Here is a 19,134-nt window from a genome sequence, read left to right as displayed (position 1 = left end):
CACCCCCCCCCCCCCCCCCCTAACCCCCCGCCGCCCCCCCCCCGCGGGGCGCCGCGGCTTCTGCAGTGGTACCCCCCAATGACCCCACACGCCCCCGCTGTCACCCGGCTGGCGGTCGCGCTCGCCCTTGCGCTGGCTACCCCTTCGGTAGCGGCCCACGGCGTCCCCGCTGGCTTTGAGGATCTGGTTGAAGGCCAGACCGAACAACTCGACATCCAGCTGTTCGGCCGCTCGGCCGGGCTGTCACCGGTGCGCGTGACCCTGGAGCACGTGCAGCTGGAAGATCCCGCGCGCGTGCTGCAGGCGTTGGACCTGCCTGCAGAAGCGCAGGCGGCGTTGCTGCCGGCGCTGTCGCAACCGCTGCCGCGCAACAGCCACCTGGCCTGCCGCTTTGGTGGCGCCACCGCCGGCTGCGGCTATCTCGACCCACCCGAAGACCCCGCCGTCGCGCGCGCGCTGTACGACGAAGGCGAGGGCGCCGTGCGCCTGTTCGTGGCGCGGCAGTGGATTCCCGGTGAACCGGCGGCTGAGCGTTACCACAAGGTCACGCCCAATGCCGAGAACGCCTTTCTGCACCAACAGACACTCAACGTCAGCGGCGGCCGCGACTACCAGGCGCTGTCCGCGCGTGGTGTGGGCACGCTGGGCCTGTTCGATCGCGGCCATCTGTCCGCCGACTGGTACTACACCCAGCAGCGCTACCGCAGCCGTGGCAGTAACGACGACTTCCAGTTCGACAACGTCTATTACCGGCATGACATGGGGCCGGCGCATTACCTGCAGGCCGGGCGCATGGACCGCCGCAACCTGTCCAGCCCGCAGGGTGGCACCTTCAGCTTCAGCATGCTGCCGCTGGACCGCTTCCAGGGCGCGCGCGTGGGCACCACCCAGGCCTATGTGGACACCGATGCCGCCGTGCAGGCCACGCCGCTGACGGTACTGCTGGCGCGCGATGCCCGCGTCGATGTGTTCGACGGCGAGCGCCTGCTGCAGACGTTCTACCTGCAGGCGGGCATCAACCAGATCGACACCCGCAATTTCCCGTTCGGCAACTACCTGGTGCGCATGCGCATCTACGAGGACGGTGTGCTGGTGCGCACCGAGGAGGCGCCGTTCGACAAGGGCGGCGACTGGACCAACAGCCAGTGGCAGTGGTTCGTGCAGGGCGGCCGCCGCAACGAGCGCCGCAGCGACCGCTTCGATGGGGAGAGCGTGGCGATGGCCGGCGTGCGCGTGCCGCTGGGCCGCGATGCCGCCCTTACCGCCGGTGCCGCCAACCTCGGCGGCCACAGTTACGGCGAGCTGCGCGTGGACCTGCGTCGCGTGCTGGCCACGCATGAGATGCGCGCCTCGCTCAGCGGCATGCGGGGCAGTGATGGCAGCAATGGCCAGCAGCACCAGCTGTCGTACCGGCGCAAGGCGTCGTGGAATCTCTACCAGCAGCGCATGCGTGGCAAGGCCTGCCAGTTCGAGGCCGATGCGCGCGACCAGCTGGGCTGCACCAACTCGCTCAGCGGCTCGATGTCGCTGCCGTTGGCCGGTGGCAACGCCTACGTGGGCTACACCCGGCGCCAGACCTGGCGCACCGGCTGGCATCGACCCGGGCTCGAGCAGGATCCGTTCTTCGGGCTCGATCCGCTGCTGCCGCCCGGCCCGCTGGAGCCGCGCCGCGAGCCCGTGCTCAGCCGCACCTGGCAGGCCAGCTTCAGCCGCAGCCATCGCTGGCAGGACTTCAGCGTGTCCACGCGCGTGGGCCTGTGGCAGCAGCGCAGCACCGACAGCGTGCGCGGCAGCAACGAGCGCGATCGTGGCATCTACTTCAACCTGAGCCTGACCCGCCTGCAGCGCAACCATGACAGCAGTGGCCAGCGCCGCTATGCGGTGGACGTACGTCAGCCGCAGCATCAGCGTCCGGCCATCGATTACAGCGTTGGCCAGAGCCTGCGCCAGGAACGGGACACGCACTATCGGGAGCTGAACGCCGAACTGCGTGCCAACAACAATGACCGCTACAGCGCATCGCTGAGTGGCCAGCTGCAGAACAGCATCGGCAACACCACTGCCAGCATTGCGCATTATCAGCAGCGCGGGCGTGGTGAGACAGGGTACAGCGGCAGCCACAGTTCCGGCTTTGCACTGGGCCGCCGCGGATTCTACTGGAGCGGTGCCAACGGCGCCGAGGCCGGCCTGGCCGTGCACGTGGACGGCACGGACGACATCGACCTGCGTGGCGTGGCCGCCGAACTGCAGGTGGGCGGGCTGCGCCGACAGCGCCTGCAGATCGGCGAGCGTCGGCTGCTGCCGTTGTCGTCGTACCAGTCGCATCGCGCCGAAGTGCAGGACGCCAGCACGCTGGACAGCATCGCCGCGATCCGCGTGACCGGCGTGGGCGGCGCACGGCCGATGTTCCTCACGCCCGGCAAGCTGATGCGCATGCCGGTGCCGATCGAAGTGACCTACACCTTCATCGGCAGCGCCAAGGATCTTGCGGGGTCTCCATTGGGCGGCGCCCGCATCCTCAACGCGCCTGTGCCCGGCACCAGCGCCAACGGCAGCTTCGTTGCCGATTTCCCGCGTCGCGAAACAACGCTGTACCTGCTGCAGGACGACCGCCTGCTGCATTGCCCGTTGCAGGTGCGCGAGCGCCGCCAGGTAGTGCTGCTGGTCGGCGCCGTGCACTGCGAGCCGCTGGCCGTGGCCCAGCTGCCGCCCGAAATCCGCCAGCAGGCCCGCGTGACCCGCCTGCTGCAGGAACGCGCGTTGATTGCCCCCACGCCCCAGACCGCTGCTGCAGGAGGTACGCCATGAGCCGGCGTTGGATGTGTGTGTTGATGCTGGTGTGTGCGCTGGTGCTGGTGATGCCACGGGCGTGGGCGCAGTGGCCGCCGGAGACGCATCCGACGGACCAGAGCAGGGACATCGTGATGAGCTGGGATCGCTCGGCGGTGCCGGGTGACGTGGAGCTGTGGGCGCCGCGGACGGTGCTGGGGTTCAGTCACGATCTGGCGATGAAGTATGGGCAGATCCATGTGGTTTGCGGGTCTGCTTCTGATAGTGAGTTTGGGCGGTGCCCGATGGACGCTGATCTGAGCTCATCAGGGGGGGCGACAGAGATAACGTTGCGTCTCGTTGAACTCAGAACTGGCCTGCGTACCGAGATTCGTGCAGTAGGAAACCTACAGCGAGCTATGTCGGGGTACCGCTGCACTTTAGATTACTGGGACTCAGTACCGCGTGTTCTGAATTCAGCATTCTGGTACACATGCGGCATAGGGAGTGGGGCAGATCAGCCGCTCGGAACCGGCATCCAGATGATCCTGCCTCAACGCGAGATCTCGCGACTCGTGGCAGGCCACTGGAAGGCCACGATGCGCCTGAACATCAAGGCCGATCCCGCTGCAGCACCCGTCGCCACGGCCACTTTCAACTTCGACTTCACCGTCACCGACTACGACGCGATCTCGATCTACTTCCCCGGCTTCGATGGCATCTCACCGCTGGTCAACATGGACCTGCGCTACGACCCCATCCGCAAGATGGTCGGCGGGCGCAAGGAGGTGGACATGTGCCTGTACGACGGCGTGGGCTCGCAGAGCGAGTTCCTCGGCGTCACCGTGCGCGACAGCGGTCCACGACCACCTCCAGGGCGTGACTATGCGGTCTGGCACGGAGATGGCGGCAGTGACGACACCCAGCGCCTCGACTACCAGGTCGGCCTGAAGTACGGCGGAAACCTGCTGGCCATGAAGCACGGGGAGGAACAGCTGCTGCGCGGTATCGACAGCGCGCAGCTACGCCTGGTGATGCTGCCGGGCATCAGTCAGCCCGTGTACTGCGTGCCCACGCCGTTGACGCTGGAAACGCCGCCTACGCCCATCGCCAGCAAACGGCCCGGCCTCTACGACGGCGAGCTGACGGTAGAGCTGCGCGTGCCGACCGCCAAACCCTGATTCCACGGAGCCTGATCATGAAGAAGCTGCTTTTCTGTCTGTTGCCGTTAAGCGCGCTGCTGGCCCCACCGGCACATGCCAACCTCTCCATCCATCCGATGCGCGCGGCCGTCGATGGCAAGCGCGGTACGCAGATCCGCGTCTACTCGCACTCCACCCAGCCGCAGTACGTGCAGGCGCGCCTGCTGCGCATCTCGAATCCCGCGCAGGTTGGCGAGGAAGAGGTGGAAATGGAGGCGGCCGATGCCGCGGTCGCCATCACGCCTGGAAAGTTCGCACTCAGTGGTGGTGGCAATCGCCTGATCCGGGTCATTCCGCTGCGTACTGTCGAGAAGGAAGCGGCGTACCGAGTCTATTTCGAGGGGGTAAGGGGCCCGGATGGAACCCTTCTCGAAGATGACGAGCAGGCTGCCCAAGCCAACGTCGGCGTCAGTCTGGTATGGGGCGCGCTGGTGAACGTGCTGCCCACCAACGGCAGCGTGGATCTGCAATTGCAGGGCGACACCCTGCGCAACGTGGGGACCCTGCGGGTCGGCATCACAGGGCTGGCCGAATGCAGCGCCAGTGGTGCCTGTACGACCCACGACTTTGCCAAAAGCCTATACCCCGACGCGGAGTTGAAGCTGCCGTTCCTGCCTCAGCCGGGCAACACCATGCAGCTGCATTACCGCCTGTCAAAGGACGGCTACCGCGAGCACACAACCACCCTGGCGCCGAGCGCCTGAGTGTTCTGGCCCTGCGCCATGCGCAGGGCCTCATTTCAATGTCCTGTTAAGGAGGGAGAGCATGAACCACGTCTACCGTCGTATCTGGAGTGCCGCCAAGCGTTGCTGGGTGGTTGGAAGTGAGTTGACCAAGCGCGGACCGGCCGCGAGACGCTCTGTCAGCGTGGCGATGAGTGCCGCAATGCTGGCGCTGTCTGCAAATGCCATGGCGATAGAAGGTGCCGAGAAGGAGAATCCAGGCGAGGAGACTGAAACGATTTGGAATGAGCAGGAGGACTCCAGGTACTCAGGCATGCCTATGGATCTCTTTGCGATGACTGGCGGACTGAATGCAGGGCTCTCGTTGACGTCGATTGCCCCTCAGTCCACGCATTACCAATTGGCGATTGTGAACGATGTGGCCTATCGGGATTCCACCGCGACCGGTGATGACACGGTCGTGGTGGGTTCGCGCTCCACCATCTCGGGTAAACGATCAGTTGGCTATGGCAACGGCATCCGTTCAACGGGAGAGCGCAACGTTGCGATCGGCACGAACGTGAAGATCGAACATTGGTACGCCACCGCTGTGGGTGACGGCGCGTATGCCGGCGGCGGCTGGGGTGCCACGGCTTACGGGAATGATTCACGAGCCGACGGCGGCAACGCGATTGCCATTGGCAGCGGCTCGCGGGTGGCTACCGGCGGTGGTATCGGTGGAATTGCGTTGGGTGGTGATGCCCGTGCCGGCACCAGCGGCTATTCGGGAGCCATCGCTGTAGGCAACAAGTCCAATGCATCATATGACGCGATGGCGATAGGTTATGAGTCAAGCGCTTCCGCATCGGGGGCGGTGGCATTGGGCAGGGGCTCAGTTGCCAGCGAAGCGAACAGCGTTTCTGTGGGAAACAGCAGCACCAAGCGTCGAGTCGTCAATGTGGCGGACGCGCGGCTCAACAGCACGAGTTCAGACGCGGTAACGGGCAAGCAGCTGAATGCCACCAATAGCAATGTAACGGCCGCACGCTCCGTCGCCGACTCAGCCAAGACAAACGCTGACAGTGCGTTGGCGAAGGCCAATACGCTCTCCGGCCTTCTGAGCCAGACGTCTGCTTCGGGAAATGTCCGTATAGGTGCAAGCAACAGCGGGACCGTACTGGACGTCCGCAACAGCGCCAGCGCGAATCGCAAGGTCACGGGCGTGGCGGATGGCACACTGAGCACGACCAGCACGGACGCTGTGTCAGGAAAGCAGCTGAACGCGACAAACAGCAATGTCACGGCCGCGCGATCCGTCGCCGACTCGGCCAAGACAAGCGCTGACAGTGCGTTGGCGAAGGCCAATACGCTCTCGGGCCTTCTGAGCCAGACGTCAGCTTCGGGAAATGTCCGTATAGGTGCAAGCAACAGCGGCACAGTACTGGACGTCCGCAACAGCGCCAGCGCCAATCGCAAGATCACGGGCGTGGCAGATGCCACACTGAGCACGGCCAGCACAGATGCGGTGTCAGGCAAGCAGCTGAATTCCACCAACAGCAATGTTGCGGCCGCGCGCGCCGTCGCCGACTCCGCGAAGACCAATGCTGACAGCGCACTGGCAAAGGCCAACACGCTTTCGGGCCTCTTGAGTGAGACGTCTGCTTCAGGAAGCGTCCGTCTGGGCGCGTCCAACAGTGGCACTGTCCTGGACGTGCGGAACAGTGCCAGTGCCAACCGCAGGATCACGGGTGTTGCGGACGCGACGTTGTCCTCGACGAGTACCGATGCGGTGACCGGTCGGCAGCTCAACGCCACCAACAGCAACGTCAGCACCGCGATGAGCGATGCGAGTTCCGCCAAGACCGCAGCGAATACCGCGCTGACCCAGGTGGGGACGCTCAACGGACTGCTGAATCAGGTCAGTGCCAGTGGCAATGTGCGGGTCGGTGAGAAGAACAGCGGCACCGTACTGGATGTGCGCAATAGTGCGAATGCGAACCGGAAGCTGACCGGCGTGGCCGATGGCGTGGTCAGCGCCAGCAGCTACGAGGCGGTCAATGGCAGGCAGCTCAGTGCCACCAATGACAAGGTGACCACGGTGGAGGGTATGGCCAGGTCTGCGGGCGCAGATGCTGCCGTGGCGAAGACGGATGCGACCAAGGCGCTGGCCGAAACAGCGGCGCTGGGCGGGCTGGTGGAGCAGGTTTCCGCGTCCGGCGATGTGCGCCTGGGCGGGAAGAATAGCGGTGCGACGTTGGATGTGCGCAACAGCGCCAATGCCAATCGGAAGATCAGTGGTGTGGCAGATGGGATCTTGAGCGCCAGCAGTGCTGAGGCTGTGTCTGGTAGGCAGCTGCATTCAACCAATTCACGCGTCTCAGATCTTGAGGATATCGCGCAGTTTGTGAATATAGGCTCAGCGCCCTTCAGTGAACGCGCCGAAGCAGGTGTGGCAGGTGTTGCGGTGGGGAATTCAGCAAAGACGGGACTGGAGGGAGGAACTGCGGTAGGGACATTTGCGGAGGCCATGGGAAAGAACTCGACCGCAATTGGTAGAGCGGCGACTGTCTCTGTGGATTCCGAGAATGGGTTCGCATTGGGAGTCGGTGCACAGGTAGGCGGAGACACTGGCGGTGCACGTGGAGGTGTAGCGATTGGTGCTGGCGCAAGCGTTGAAGGTGGAGCTCTCAACTCGCTAGCACTTGGAATGGGTTCCCAAGCTGATGAAGTTGGGGTTGCGTCATTCGGGAGTGTCGGCATCCAGCGCCGCCTTGTAAACATCGCCCGTGGCACTGCCGACCACAACGCCACCACTGTCTCTCAGCTTAAGGATTCCCTCGCCACCCTCGGCGGCGGCGCAGGCATGGATGCCAATGGCAACATCATCGCTCCGACCTACGCGATGCAGGGCGGAACGCAGAGCAACGTCGAGGACGCGCTGATGGCACTCGATGGCGCTGTCGTCACCGCAGGCCGTCGCGCGGACAAGGTGGAAGTTCAGCTCAGCTCGATCTTCCAGGACTCACCGTCGGCCCGCGCCGACGGCATGAGCCAGATCGCGCTGAATGGCGTGAATGGCATGGTGCTGACCAACCTGGCTGACGGACGAGTGGCGCCAGGAAGCCGTGATGCCGTAACCGGCAGTCAGTTGTACGCCGCCGAGCAGAAGATCTCGCAGAATCGGAATGATCTGGAGGGGATGCGCAAGGAGCGGGAGATGGGCGAGCAGGTAATTCGTGGATTGGATGCGAGCGTCATCGACTACGGCGGTGCGCGTTTGACTGGTGTAGCAGAGGCGATGCTGTCGGCCGATAGCTCGGACGTTGTGCGCGGAAGTCAGCTCTATAGGACCAACAGCCGTGTTTCGGAACTTGAGGATGTCGCACAGTTTGTGAGTATCGGGTCAGCCCCTTTCAGTGAACGCGCAGAAGCAGGTGTTGCAGGCGTTGCGGTGGGAAATTCAGCAAAGACGGGACTGGAGGGAGGAACTGCGGTAGGCACGTTTGCGGAGGCCATGGGGAAGAACTCCACCGCAATTGGTAGAGCGGCGGCTGTCTCTGTGGACTCTGCGAATGGATTCGCAATGGGGGTCGGTGCACAGGTCGGTGGAGGCGCGGGCGGTGCGAATGAAGGTATCGCGATTGGTGCTGCCGCAAGAGTTGAAGGCGGAGCTCATGGCTCCCTGGCACTTGGAAACGGTTCCCTGGCAGATGAAGAAGGAGTTGTGTCATTTGGCGGTGTGGGCATCAAGCGCCGCCTCGTAAACATCGCCAACGGCACCGCCGACCACAACGCTGCCACCGTCGGCCAGCTGCGCGGTGCACTTTCCGCTCTCGGCGGCGAAGTCGATGCAAACGGCAACATCGTTGGCCCCAGCTTCAACGTGCAGGGCCAGTCCCAATCCACCCTCAATGGTGCATTGGAAGCGCTCGACGGCGCAGTCGTCAGCACCACCTCGCGGGTGAACCAGGTCGAATCCCAGCTCCGCTCCGTGTTCCAGGAAACCCCCTCGGTGCGCGCAGACGGTACCCACCAGCTCACTCTGGCCGGTGCCAACGGTATGGTCATCTCCAACGTGGCCAATGGCCTGATCGCGGCCGGCAGCCGCGATGCGGTCAACGGTGGCCAGCTGCACTCGATGCAGCAGCAGCTCAATGGCCGCATGGATGGGCTGGAGCAGCGCATTGACGATCAGCCGCAGGCCCGCGCCATGGCGGCAGCATCCACGCCTTCGCCATCCACCGAAGAGATCGCGCCGATGCCGGAAACCAGCGGTTCGCCGCAGATCGCCTCTACCGGTGAAGGTGACAAGCCGACGCCGCAGCCGAAGTCGAAGCAGGACGACACCCCCAAGCCGCAGGTCGACACCGCGGACCTGGAAAAGATGCTGGCCCGTGCCAACGAGTACACCGATGGTGCGATCAGCACTTTCGAGCGCCGCCTGGACAAGATGGACAAGCGTTTCAACCGCATGGCTGCGATGAGCAGTGCGCAGGCGGCGATGGCGATGAACACCGCCGGCCTGGCCACCTACAACCGCCTGGGTGCGGGCGTGGGTTACAGCGAGGGCGAGTCGGCGATGGCCGTGGGCTACCAGCGCGTGCTCAACGAGAAGGGCTCGGCCACCTTCAGCCTCAATGGTGCGTTCACCAACAGCGGTGAGCGCAGCATGGGCGTCGGCGTGGGCATCGGCTGGTAAGCCATGCAGCCCCGGCGTGGTGCGCGTAATGAACCCCGCCGCGCCGGGGTCCTTGCCGAGGAGATGGCAATGTACAGATGGGTACGCGGAATTATCAGCTATCGCACGTTCTATATCTGGCGGGCGCGCTTTCGCTACTACACCCGGAATCTGGACCTGTGGACGCTGATGAGCGGGCTGTGCATTGCAGGTCTGTTGCTGGTGCTGTGGTACCTGTGGCAGATGCTGGGCGTGCCGCCGCCGCGCGTGCACCCTCAGGCGGCGGCGCTGCGCATCGACGGCGTCACCAGCGAGGCGATCCATCGCATCGTGCTGGTGCGCCACGCGGGGAGCACGCCGGGGGCCCCGTTCACTACGCCGGAAGAGGTGCGGGCAAGCACGTTACGCACGATGCGGGTACGCCAGGTGATGGACAGCGAAGTGGTGTGGCGGCTGAAAGCCGACATGCTGGCGGATATTGCTGACTACATCACCGCCACGGGCGGGTGCTTCCCGTACAACTGCCGGCGGGTCCTCGACCGATTGGACTACGTGCGCCAGGCGGGGGTTGAGAACGCGCAGATCAACGCGGCACTGTCGACAGTCCTGGAGGTGCCGCTGGACCAGATGCCGCCGTTGGAGGCAGACGAGCATGAGCGTGTGAAGAGCGGGTGGTCGGATGGATTCGACGACATCTACTACCAGTCCTGGTTGCTGCGGGATCTGCAGGTCATGCACGCGCAGATGATGCGGGAGTATCCGCGGCGAGCTCCTGCCCCGTGGTTGCCGCGGTTGTTCAGCGATCCGCTGCGCGATACCCGTTTTGTCTGGTAGCGGGAGCATGATCGGCATCATCTGCCAGGGCAGGTAACACCGCTTTTGTAGAGGCGAGCTTGCTCGACTGCTCTCCGCTCAGCCATCGAAATGCCCGAAGCACAGTGCGGACCAACGGTCCGCACCCACCCAAGGCAGGCACCGCTGCGCTACCGTCACCCGCCGATATACGCGGTGATCTCCGCTTCGGCCAGCACCTGCCGCAACTGCGCCACCGACGCGCGCCGCATGGGCTTCTCATCCACCGGCGACAGCGGTGCCTGGCGCAGGGCATCGTAGGGCAGCACGGCCAGGTCAAAGGTCAGTTCCTCGGCACTGAACACCCACACCGGCACATCCAGGCTGCGCTCGCGATCCATGCGCAGGCGACGCGTCCGCGATTCGGCGGGAATGCCGTGTTCGTCCAGGAAGCGGTGCACGGCTTCCGGGTCGTCGCTGTGCAGGTGCAGCTGCACGGGGCTGTTGGCGTCGGCGGTGCCCTCCAGCACCGGGCCGGCCAGGCGCGGCGCGAAGCCGTGCAGGAACTCCAGCGCACGCATGGCGGCCTCGCGGCGGCGCTGCAGTTCGTTGCCGTGTTGGGGTCCGGAGAACAGCCGCTGGTACTCGCGTAGGGCGTCTTCGATCTCGGTGTTGCGGGGCAGGGAGGCATCGTCGTGGATGCCGAGCCGGCTGGCGGCCTTCAACTTGGCCTGGTGGTAGTCGCGGATGCCGCCTTCGGCCATCAGGCGGGCGGCTTCGTGGGCGAGGCGGTGGCGCCGCTCGCGGGTCTGGCTGGCAGCATGCTGACGGGCGCGGTGCATGCGATGACTCCCTGTTGCGACCTGGCTACAGATTAGCGCACGGATGTGACATCTGCGTGGGTATGGCGCGGAGATGCCAACCAACGGTTGGCACCCACCGATGCTTTGGCAGGTGCCGACCTTGGTCGGCACGGGGCGCCAACCAAGGTTGGCAGCTACCAGAGCAGCGCGGGGCTGTGCCCGGCGGATGCATCGATGCCAATCAACGGTTGGCACCCACCGACGCTTTGGTAGGTGCCGACCTTGGTCGGCACGAGGCGCCAACCAAGGTTGGCCTCTACCAGGGTCGCATCGGTGCCAACCAACGGTTGGCACCCACCCATACCTGCCTCTTAGAAGATATCGAACGCGGCGGCGTCGGCCTGCGGCGTATTGAGGTTCAGGTCGTAGTCGGTCAGGCGGTCCATGTCTTCCACCTTCACCCACTCGGTCGCGCCGTTGAGCGTGGCCTGGACCATGCCGCTGGGCGGCTCGTTCTGCGCGATCGGGGTGTCCTTCAGCGCGGTGCGCATGTAGTCGATCCAGATCGGCAGGGCCGCCTTGCCACCGTACTCGCGGTAGCCCAGCGAGCGGAAGTCGTCGCGGCCCACCCACACGGTGGTCACGTACGGGCCGCCGAAGCCGGAGAACCAGGCGTCGCGGTGGTCGTTGGTGGAGCCGGTCTTGCCGCCCACGTCCTCGCGGCCGAGCACCTTGGCCTGCACGCCGGTACCGCGCTGGACGACGTCGCGCATCATCGATACCAGCTGGTAGGCGGTGCGGGCGTCGATCGCACGCGGAGCGGTGCGGGCATCGGGGTTGGCCGGCGCGGCCGGGGTTTCGGTCTTGGCTTCGGCCTTGGCCGCAGCGGCCGGGTCCACCTTCGGGGCCGGGGCGCCGAAGTTGAAGCCGTCCACCACCTGGTTCACCGGCTGGTCGCTGCTGCCGGCGCAGTCGCGGCAGGCCAGCGCCGGGTTTTCCTTGAACACCAGGTTGCCGTCGCGGTCATTGACCTGGTCGATCAGCCAGGTGTCCACGCGCGAGCCGCCGTTGGCGAACACCGCGTAGCCACGGGCCACCGACAGCGGGGTCAGCGAGGCGGTACCCAGCGACATCGACAGGTTCGGCGGCAGTTCGGATTCGGCGAAACCAAATTCGCTGATGTACTTGCGCGCGTAGTCCACGCCCATGCCATCGAGCAGGCGCACCGAGACCAGGTTGCGTGACTGCACCAGCGCTTCGCGCAGGCGCATCGGGCCGCGGAAGCCGCCACCGTCGTTCTGCGGGGCCCAGGTCTTGCCGCGGCGGTCGCGGAACACGACGGGCGCGTCGAGCACGATCGAGGCCGGGTTGTAGCCCTTGTCGAAGGCCGCGGCGTAGATGAAGGGCTTGAAGCTGGAACCCGGCTGGCGTCGGGCCTGGGTGGCACGGTTGAACTTGTTGCCGGAGAAGCTGAAGCCACCGACCAGCGCCTTCAGGGCGCCGTTGTGGGCGTCCAGCGAGACCAGCGCGGACTGGCCGCGCGGGATCTGGTCCAGCAGCCACTCACCTTCCTTGGCACCGGCACGCACGCGCACGATGTCGCCGCGCTGCACCAGCTTGCCCGGGGTCTTGTTGGTCCACTTGGCGGCACCGGCCGGCAGCACGATCTCGCTGCGGTTGGCCAGCACCACGGTGGCGCTGCCATCGGCGCCGGTGCTGGCGACGATCGCCGGCAGCAGGCCGGCCTGGCCGTACATGCCGCGCAGGTGCTCGGCCAGGGCGGCGGCGTCTTCGCCGGCACCCACCTGCACCTGCTTCTCCACGCCGTGCCAGCCGTGGCGGTGGTCGTACAGCAGCAGGCCGTCGCGCACCGACTGGTTGGCGGCGGTCTGCAGGGTGGAGTCGATGGTGGTGGTGACGTGGTAACCCTTGTTGACCACATCCCCGCCGAAGCGGGCGATCATTTCCTGGCGCACCAGCTCGGCCACGTACGGCGCGTCGACCTGCACCGGCGGCTCATGGGCGGTGGCGTGCATCGGCACGGCCTTGGCCGCGTCGGCCTCGGCCTGGCTGACGAACTTCAGGTCGGCCATGCGCTGCAGCACGTAATTGTCGCGGCGCTGGCGGGCGCGCTCCGGATTGGAGATCGGATTGCCCGAGGACGGGAACTTGGGGATGCCGGCCAGCGAGGCCATCTCGTCCAGGTCCAGCTCGTTCAGCTTCTTGCCGTAGTAGAACTCGGCGGCGGCGGCCACGCCGTAGGCGCGGTTGCCGAAGAAACTCTTGTTCAGGTACAGCTCGAAGATCTCGTCCTTGCTCAGCTCGGACTCGATCTTCCGTGCCAGCAGGATCTCGGCCAGCTTGCGGGTGTAGCTGTACTCGGAGCTGAGGAAGAACTGGCGGGCCACCTGCTGGGTGATGGTGGAACCACCCGGCACGCGCTTGTCGTTGGTGGTGGCCAGCAGCCACACCGCACGGCCGATGCCCATGTAGTCCACGCCGCCATGCTCGTAGAAGCGGGCGTCCTCGGTGGCCAGGAAGGCCTGCTTCAGGCGCTCGGGCACGTCCTTCATGGTGATCGGGGTGCGCCGGGTCTCGCCGAACACCGCCATCAGCTTGCCGTCGGCAGCATAGACGTACATCGGCTCCTGCATTTCCACGTCGCGCAGGGTCTGCACGTCGGGAAGCTTGGAGGACACAGCGTAGTACAGACCGCCCACGGCGGCCGCGCCGATCAGCGCCAGGACCAGGACAATCAGGAAGATCCAGCGCAGCCAGCGGCGGAGTCGAGTCATCGGGTTCAGATTCCGATTGCGAATTTCGTGGTCGCAGAGTATAGATTACGCAAGGTGGCGGCTGGGGTCGGCACCGGGGAGCGCAAGGGGAACAGTCAGGGGCTGCATCGTGAATCCGTGAGGAACTTCACAGCAGGGCCGTTGCCATTTGCTAAGAATACGTTATTAATGCTCGGGCGCAGGTCTTGCGTCCAAGTGCCCGTCGGCAGGGGAGAAACCGTGGGGCTCATCCCAAAAAGTCAGTCGCCGCTTGTAGGCGTCGATATCAGTTCGACTGCGGTAAAGCTTTTGCAGCTGTCCCGCAGCGGCAATCGTTTCCGTGTGGAACATTACGCTGTGGAACCTCTTCCGCCGAATGCGGTGGTAGAGAAGAACATCGTGGAAGTGGAGGCCGTGGGTGAGGCCATCCGCCGTGCCATGAACCGTTCAGGCAGCAAGGCCAAGCTGGCCGCTGCCGCCGTCGCCGGGTCGGCGGTGATCACCAAGGTGATCCCGATGCCGGCCGAGCTCGACGAGAACGACATGGAAGCCCAGATCGAGCTGGAAGCGGTCAACTACATTCCGTACCCGATCGAGGAAGTGAACCTGGACTTCGAGGTGATCGGGGCGATCCCGAACAACCCGGAGATGGTCCAGGTGCTGCTGGCCGCGTCGCGTTCGGAGAACGTGGAACTGCGCCAGTCGGCCCTGGAACTGGGTGGCCTGCAGGCCAAGGTGATGGACGTGGAGGCCTTCGCGGTCGAGAACGCCTACGCCCTGGTCGCCAGCGAGCTGCCGGTGTCCATCGACGGCGTGGTCGCGCTGGTCGATATCGGCGCCACCATGACCACCCTCAACGTCCTGCGCGGCGGCCGCAGCCTGTACAGCCGCGAACAGGTGTTCGGTGGCAAGCAGCTGACCGACGAGATCATGCGCCGTTACGGCCTGAGCTACGAGGAGGCCGGCCTGGCCAAGCGCCAGGGCGGGCTGCCGGAAAGCTACGAGATGGAAGTGCTGGAGCCGTTCAAGGAAGCCACGGTCCAGCAGATCAGCCGCCTGCTGCAGTTCTTCTATGCAGGCAGTGAGTTCAACCGCGTTGATCACATCGTGCTGGCCGGCGGCTGCGCCGTGCTGGGCGGGCTGCCGGAAATGGTCGAGGAACAGCTGGGCGTGCCGACCGTGGTCGCCAACCCGCTGGCACAGATGACGTTGGGCCCGAAGGTGAACGCGCATGCGCTGGCCCAGGATGCCCCCGCGCTGATGATCGCCACCGGTCTGGCGCTGAGGAGCTTCGACTGATGGCACGCATCAATCTATTGCCCTGGCGCGCCGAGCGGCGCAAGCAACGCCAGCGCGAGTTCTACGCAATGCTGGGCATGGCCGCGATCGGTGGCCTGCTGCTGTCGCTGCTGATCTGGTTCTATTACGACCGGCAGGTGAGCGGCCAGATGGACCGCAATGCCTATCTGGAAGCCGAGATCGAGAAGGTCAAGGAACAGAACAAGGAGATCGATCGCCTCGATGCGCAGAAGGACCGCCTGCTGGCCCGCAAGAAGGTGATCGAGGAACTGCAGGCCAAGCGCTCGCAGATGGTCCACCTGTTCGACGCGTTGGTGCGCACGATTCCTGACGGCGTGGTGCTGACCGCCCTGCAGCAGGAGGGGGACATGCTCACCCTCGAGGGACGCACCCAGTCCAATGCACGCGTGTCGGCTTACATGCGCAACCTGGAAACCTCCGGCTGGATGACCAACCCGGAGCTGTCGATCATCCAGGCCAGTGCCGGCGACAAGAGTGCAGCCGGTCCGGTATCGGACATCAAGGCGCTGCCGTACATGTTCAAGGTCACGGTGAAGCTGCCGGCGCAGAGTGAAGAGACAGGCACTGCCGGTTTGAACGCGGATGGCAGCGTGGCGGCCGCCCCGGCTGCGACGCCCGCCGTGGCGCCGCTTGCCGCCGGCCCCGATGCTGCGGCCCCGGCTGCTGCACCAGCACCGGCCCCGGCCCAACCGGCGGCGGCCCCGGCCGCAGCACCCGCCAGCGCACCGGCGCCTGCACCGGCCAAGCCGAACCAGCCCGCCGCACCGGCTCCGGCCGCCAGGCCTGAGGGCAGCCGCCTGGCGCAGCCGCCGCAGGCCTCTTACGCCCCGCTGCAGGGGGACCGCGCATGAGCCAGAAAATCGATCTGAAGAACCTGGATTTCAACGACATCGGCAACTGGCCGCAGAAGGCCAAGATCGTCTTCTGTTCGTTGCTGGCCCTGGTCATCATGTTCGTTGCATGGATGCTGCTGATCAGCGGCAAGCGCGATGAACTGGCCAGCCTGGAATCGAAGGAAAGCGATCTGCGTACCGAGTTCTCCAAGCAGCAGGAACGCGCGGTGAACCTGGGGCCGCTGAAGCAGCAGCTGGCGCAGATGGAGCAGGTGCTGCAGCAGATGCTGCGGCAGCTGCCCAGCAAGACCGAAATGCCGGACCTGATCATCGACATCTCGCAGACCGCGCTGTCCAGCGGCCTGACCAGCCAGCTGTTCGAACCGGAACAGGAGCAGGTCAAGGAGTTCTACGCCGAGAAGCCGATCAAGCTGAAGATGGTGGGCAGCTACCACCAGTTCGGTGCGTTCGTCAGTGGCGTGGCCTCGCTGCCGCGCGTGGTGATCCTGACCATGCACGACATCAATCTGAAGCCGGCGGACAAGGCCGGCGGTGGTTCGCGTGCCGGTGCGCTGGAATTGTCCGGCACGGTCAAGACCTACCGGTATCTCGACGAGACCGAGGTGCAGGAACAGCAGAAGGCTGAAGCCGGCAAGGAGGGCAGCAAGTGATCCGTTCCTTCTTTGCACGCTGCGGGATGGCCGCTGCCGTGTTGCTGCTGGCCGCCTGCGGCCGTGGCGTGACCAGCACGCCGGGCGATGCGCCGAATCTCGAGAAGTGGGTGGAAGGCGAACGTGCCCGGCCGGCGCAGCCGCTGGAACCGTTGCCTGTGATGCAGCAGTTCGAGACCTTCGAATACTCCGCGCAGGGCCTGCGTGATCCGTTCACCGATGCCTGGACCAATCCGCAGGGGAATGGCGGATTGCGGCCGGATCCGAACCGGCGCAAGGAGCCCCTGGAGGGCTTCCCGCTGGACGCACTGGACATGGTCGGTACCATCGGCACCGGCGGCGGCACCGTCGCACTGGTGATGGGGCCGGACAAGGTGACCTACCGGGTGCGCCCGGGCGGTTACCTGGGGCAGAGCGACGGGCGGGTCACTGCGGTCTTCGAAGACCGTGTGGAGCTGATCGAACTGGTGCCGGATGGCGCGGGTGGCTGGCTGGAACGGCCGGCAACGCTCTCGCTTGAAGATCAATGATCGTTTACTGGGGATAGCACGATGACCTTTCACCAAGCCAAGGGGCTGCGTCCCAACCGGCGCTCTACCTTGAACCGTGTCAGCGCGTTGGGAGTCGCGCTGATGCTGGCCTGCGCTCCGGCGCTGGCCGCCGCACCGGCGGAGAAGCCGGTGGGCACCACCGTCGCACCGGCCGCGGCACCGGCCGGCCTGTCGGTGGCCAAGATCGATTTCAAGCGCGGCGATGATGGCGCGGGCCGCCTGATCGTGCAGTTTGACGGCCAGGGCGCGATCCCGGACCTGCGCACGCAGGGCAACAGCGTGGTGGTCGACGTGGGCAATGCCCGCCTGCCGGCCAACCTGCAGAAGCCGTTGAACGTCGTCGACTTCGCCACGCCGGTGCAGCGCATCGACGCCAAGCCGTCCGGCGCCGGCACCCAGCTGGTGCTGAGCACCGGCGGTGCGGTGGAGTCGCTGGCCTACCAGAGCGGCAACGAATACGTGGTGGAGATCAGCGCGCGGCAGGCTCCGGCCGCCGTCGGTGCAGTGACCGCCGGCAGCGTCACCCAGGCCGCAAAGGCCGTCGGCCAACGTGGCTTCACCGGCAAGCCGGTGACCTTCAACTTCCAGGACGTGCCAGTGCGCACCGTGCTGCAGTTGATCGCCGAAGAGTCCAACCTCAACGTGGTGGCCTCCGACTCGGTGCAGGGCAATGTGACCCTGCGCCTGGTCAACGTGCCGTGGGACCAGGCACTGGACATCGTGCTGCGTGCCAAGGGCCTGGACAAGCGACGCGATGGCAGCGTGATCTGGGTCGGCCCGCAGGCAGAGCTGGCCAAGTTCGAGCAGGAGAAGGAAGACGCGCGCATCGCCATCGAGAACCGCGAAGACCTGGTGACCGATTACGTCCAGATCAACTACCACAGCGCCACCCAGATCTTCAAAGCCCTGACCGAAGCCAAGGGCATCGGCGGGGGTGGCGGTGGTGGCGCAGGTGGCGGTGGTGGTGGGTCGTCGCAGGAGGAGAGTGGCTTCCTGTCCGGCCGTGGCCGCATCGTTGCCGACGAGCGCACCAACACGCTGATGATCAGCGACATTCCGAAGAAGATCGCGCGCATGCGTGAGCTGATCAACGTGATCGACCGCCCGGTCGACCAGGTGCTGATCGAAAGCCGCATCGTGATCGCCACCGATACGTTCGCGCGTGAGCTGGGCGCGCGGTTCGGCATCAGTGGCAGCCGCGACAACGCCTACTTCAGCGGCAATCTGGAAGCCAACGAGGCAACCCGCAAATCGCAGGTCGAAGCCAATGCGACCAACGCCAAGGCCTACCGCGACTGGCTGGCCGGTGGCAGTACGGGCCCGGCGCCGGTGCCGGTCGGCTCGGCAATCACCCGTGGCCTGAACTGGGCCATGCCGGCGGCGTCCACCAACCCGGCAGGCTCGCTTGCGCTGTCGATCCTCAATGCCGGCTACCTGCTGGACGTCGAGCTGTCGGCCATGCAAGAGGAGTCGCGTGGTGAAGTGATCTCCAACCCGCGCGTGGTCACCACCAACCAGCGCGAGGCCCTGATCAAGCAGGGTAAGGAAATCGGCTATGTGACCATCAGCGCCGGTGCGGGCGGTGTCGCTACGCCGAACGTGCAGTTCAAGGAAGTGGTGCTGGAACTGAAGGTCACCCCGACTATCACCAACGACAACCGCGTGTTCCTCAACATGCAGGTGAAGAAGGATGAAGTGGACCGGCTGATCCAGCTGGAAGGCTATGGCACCGTGCCGTCGATCAACCGCCGCGAAGTGAACACCGCAGTGCTGGTCGAGGACGGGCAGACCGTGGTCATCGGTGGTGTGTACGAGTTCACCGACCGCAACAGCATCAGCAAGGTTCCGTTCCTGGGCGATGTACCGTTCCTGGGCAACCTGTTCAAGAAGCGTGGCCGCAGCAAGGACAAGGCCGAGCTGCTGGTGTTCGTTACCCCGAAGGTGCTGCGCGTAGCCAGGCAGAACTGAGCCAGCGCACCCGCGACACGAAGAAGGGCCGCCATGTGCGGCCCTTCTTCGTTCATGCCGGACGTAATCCGCGGATGATCCGGTAGATCCACGCCCTGCGTGGAGGAGAGG

General features: G+C 65.4%; 12 protein-coding genes. 10 read left to right on the top strand and 2 right to left on the bottom strand.

Features of this window, described 5'->3' with window-relative positions:
* Positions 1-78 precede the first annotated feature (78 nt).
* The 5 genes from O0K41_RS12730 (at position 79) to O0K41_RS12710 (ending at position 10,145) form a co-directional block, all read left to right on the top strand.
* On the top strand, positions 79-2,808 hold the full coding sequence (locus O0K41_RS12730; RefSeq protein WP_164222733.1) for a TcfC E-set like domain-containing protein: 2,730 nt from the start codon (positions 79-81) through the stop codon (positions 2,806-2,808).
* The gene (locus O0K41_RS12725; protein WP_164222736.1) at positions 2,805-3,950 is read left to right on the top strand and encodes a CfaE/CblD family pilus tip adhesin; all 1,146 of its coding nucleotides are present in this window, start codon (positions 2,805-2,807) and stop codon (positions 3,948-3,950) included. Before O0K41_RS12730 ends, O0K41_RS12725 begins: the two co-directional genes overlap by 4 nt.
* A gap of 17 nt (positions 3,951-3,967) precedes the next feature.
* Positions 3,968-4,675: a pilus assembly protein gene (locus tag O0K41_RS12720; RefSeq protein WP_164222739.1), complete on the top strand. Its 708-nt coding sequence runs from the start codon at positions 3,968-3,970 to the stop codon at positions 4,673-4,675.
* Positions 4,676-4,736: 61 nt separating this feature from the next.
* Positions 4,737-9,332 carry an ESPR-type extended signal peptide-containing protein gene (locus O0K41_RS12715; RefSeq protein WP_197592420.1) on the top strand — a complete coding sequence of 1,532 codons (4,596 nt, stop codon included), beginning with the start codon at positions 4,737-4,739 and terminating at the stop codon, positions 9,330-9,332.
* Between the two features lie 69 nt (positions 9,333-9,401).
* Entirely contained in the window at positions 9,402-10,145 is a 744-nt protein-coding gene (locus tag O0K41_RS12710) for a hypothetical protein (RefSeq protein WP_099479979.1), read from the top strand.
* Positions 10,146-10,300: 155 nt separating this feature from the next.
* Here the strand turns inward: O0K41_RS12710 and O0K41_RS12705 are convergent, their stop codons facing one another.
* The gene (locus tag O0K41_RS12705) at positions 10,301-10,945 is read right to left on the bottom strand and encodes a hypothetical protein (protein ID WP_006466035.1); all 645 of its coding nucleotides are present in this window, start codon (positions 10,943-10,945) and stop codon (positions 10,301-10,303) included.
* Between the two features lie 332 nt (positions 10,946-11,277).
* Positions 11,278-13,701, bottom strand: coding sequence for a penicillin-binding protein 1A (locus tag O0K41_RS12700; protein WP_005410861.1), 2,424 nt, complete (start codon positions 13,699-13,701; stop codon positions 11,278-11,280).
* Positions 13,702-13,920: 219 nt separating this feature from the next.
* On the opposite strand from O0K41_RS12700, the gene O0K41_RS12695 reads away from it, so the two are divergent.
* From O0K41_RS12695 to O0K41_RS12675, 5 genes are read left to right on the top strand one after another with little or no spacing between them, the layout of a single operon-like run.
* Entirely contained in the window at positions 13,921-14,979 is a 1,059-nt protein-coding gene (locus O0K41_RS12695) for a pilus assembly protein PilM (protein ID WP_005410860.1), read from the top strand.
* Positions 14,979-15,851, top strand: coding sequence for a PilN domain-containing protein (locus tag O0K41_RS12690; RefSeq protein ID WP_005414347.1), 873 nt, complete (start codon positions 14,979-14,981; stop codon positions 15,849-15,851). Before O0K41_RS12695 ends, O0K41_RS12690 begins: the two co-directional genes overlap by 1 nt.
* Positions 15,848-16,504 (top strand): type 4a pilus biogenesis protein PilO, encoded by a 657-nt coding sequence (gene pilO / locus O0K41_RS12685; protein ID WP_005410857.1) that lies wholly within the window; start codon positions 15,848-15,850, stop codon positions 16,502-16,504. The genes O0K41_RS12690 and pilO overlap by 4 nt, the downstream gene beginning before the upstream one ends.
* Before the next feature lie 26 nt (positions 16,505-16,530).
* Positions 16,531-17,034 (top strand): pilus assembly protein PilP, encoded by a 504-nt coding sequence (locus O0K41_RS12680; protein ID WP_044571441.1) that lies wholly within the window; start codon positions 16,531-16,533, stop codon positions 17,032-17,034.
* Positions 17,035-17,055: 21 nt separating this feature from the next.
* Positions 17,056-19,023: a type IV pilus secretin PilQ gene (locus O0K41_RS12675; RefSeq protein ID WP_005410855.1), complete on the top strand. Its 1,968-nt coding sequence runs from the start codon at positions 17,056-17,058 to the stop codon at positions 19,021-19,023.
* Positions 19,024-19,134 lie beyond the last annotated feature (111 nt).

Origin of the sequence: Stenotrophomonas sp. Sm2128 (genome assembly GCF_030985535.1) — a bacterium.
GTDB classification, from domain to species: domain Bacteria; phylum Pseudomonadota; class Gammaproteobacteria; order Xanthomonadales; family Xanthomonadaceae; genus Stenotrophomonas; species Stenotrophomonas maltophilia.
This window is presented reverse-complemented; position numbering and strand designations above follow the sequence as displayed.

Bases quoted from the DNA above. Each gene is read 5' to 3' on its own strand.
- O0K41_RS12700 (WP_005410861.1), bottom strand. From the start codon at position 13,701: ATGACTCGACTCCGCCGCTGGCTGCGCTGGATCTTCCTGATTGTCCTG.
- O0K41_RS12710 (WP_099479979.1), top strand. From the start codon at position 9,402: ATGTACAGATGGGTACGCGGAATTATCAGCTATCGCACGTTCTATATC.
- O0K41_RS12720 (WP_164222739.1), top strand. From the start codon at position 3,968: ATGAAGAAGCTGCTTTTCTGTCTGTTGCCGTTAAGCGCGCTGCTGGCC.
- O0K41_RS12675 (WP_005410855.1), top strand. From the start codon at position 17,056: ATGACCTTTCACCAAGCCAAGGGGCTGCGTCCCAACCGGCGCTCTACC.
- O0K41_RS12715 (WP_197592420.1), top strand. From the start codon at position 4,737: ATGAACCACGTCTACCGTCGTATCTGGAGTGCCGCCAAGCGTTGCTGG.
- O0K41_RS12725 (WP_164222736.1), top strand. From the start codon at position 2,805: ATGAGCCGGCGTTGGATGTGTGTGTTGATGCTGGTGTGTGCGCTGGTG.
- O0K41_RS12680 (WP_044571441.1), top strand. From the start codon at position 16,531: ATGGCCGCTGCCGTGTTGCTGCTGGCCGCCTGCGGCCGTGGCGTGACC.
- O0K41_RS12690 (WP_005414347.1), top strand. From the start codon at position 14,979: ATGGCACGCATCAATCTATTGCCCTGGCGCGCCGAGCGGCGCAAGCAA.
- pilO (WP_005410857.1), top strand. From the start codon at position 15,848: ATGAGCCAGAAAATCGATCTGAAGAACCTGGATTTCAACGACATCGGC.
- O0K41_RS12730 (WP_164222733.1), top strand. From the start codon at position 79: ATGACCCCACACGCCCCCGCTGTCACCCGGCTGGCGGTCGCGCTCGCC.
- O0K41_RS12705 (WP_006466035.1), bottom strand. From the start codon at position 10,945: ATGCACCGCGCCCGTCAGCATGCTGCCAGCCAGACCCGCGAGCGGCGC.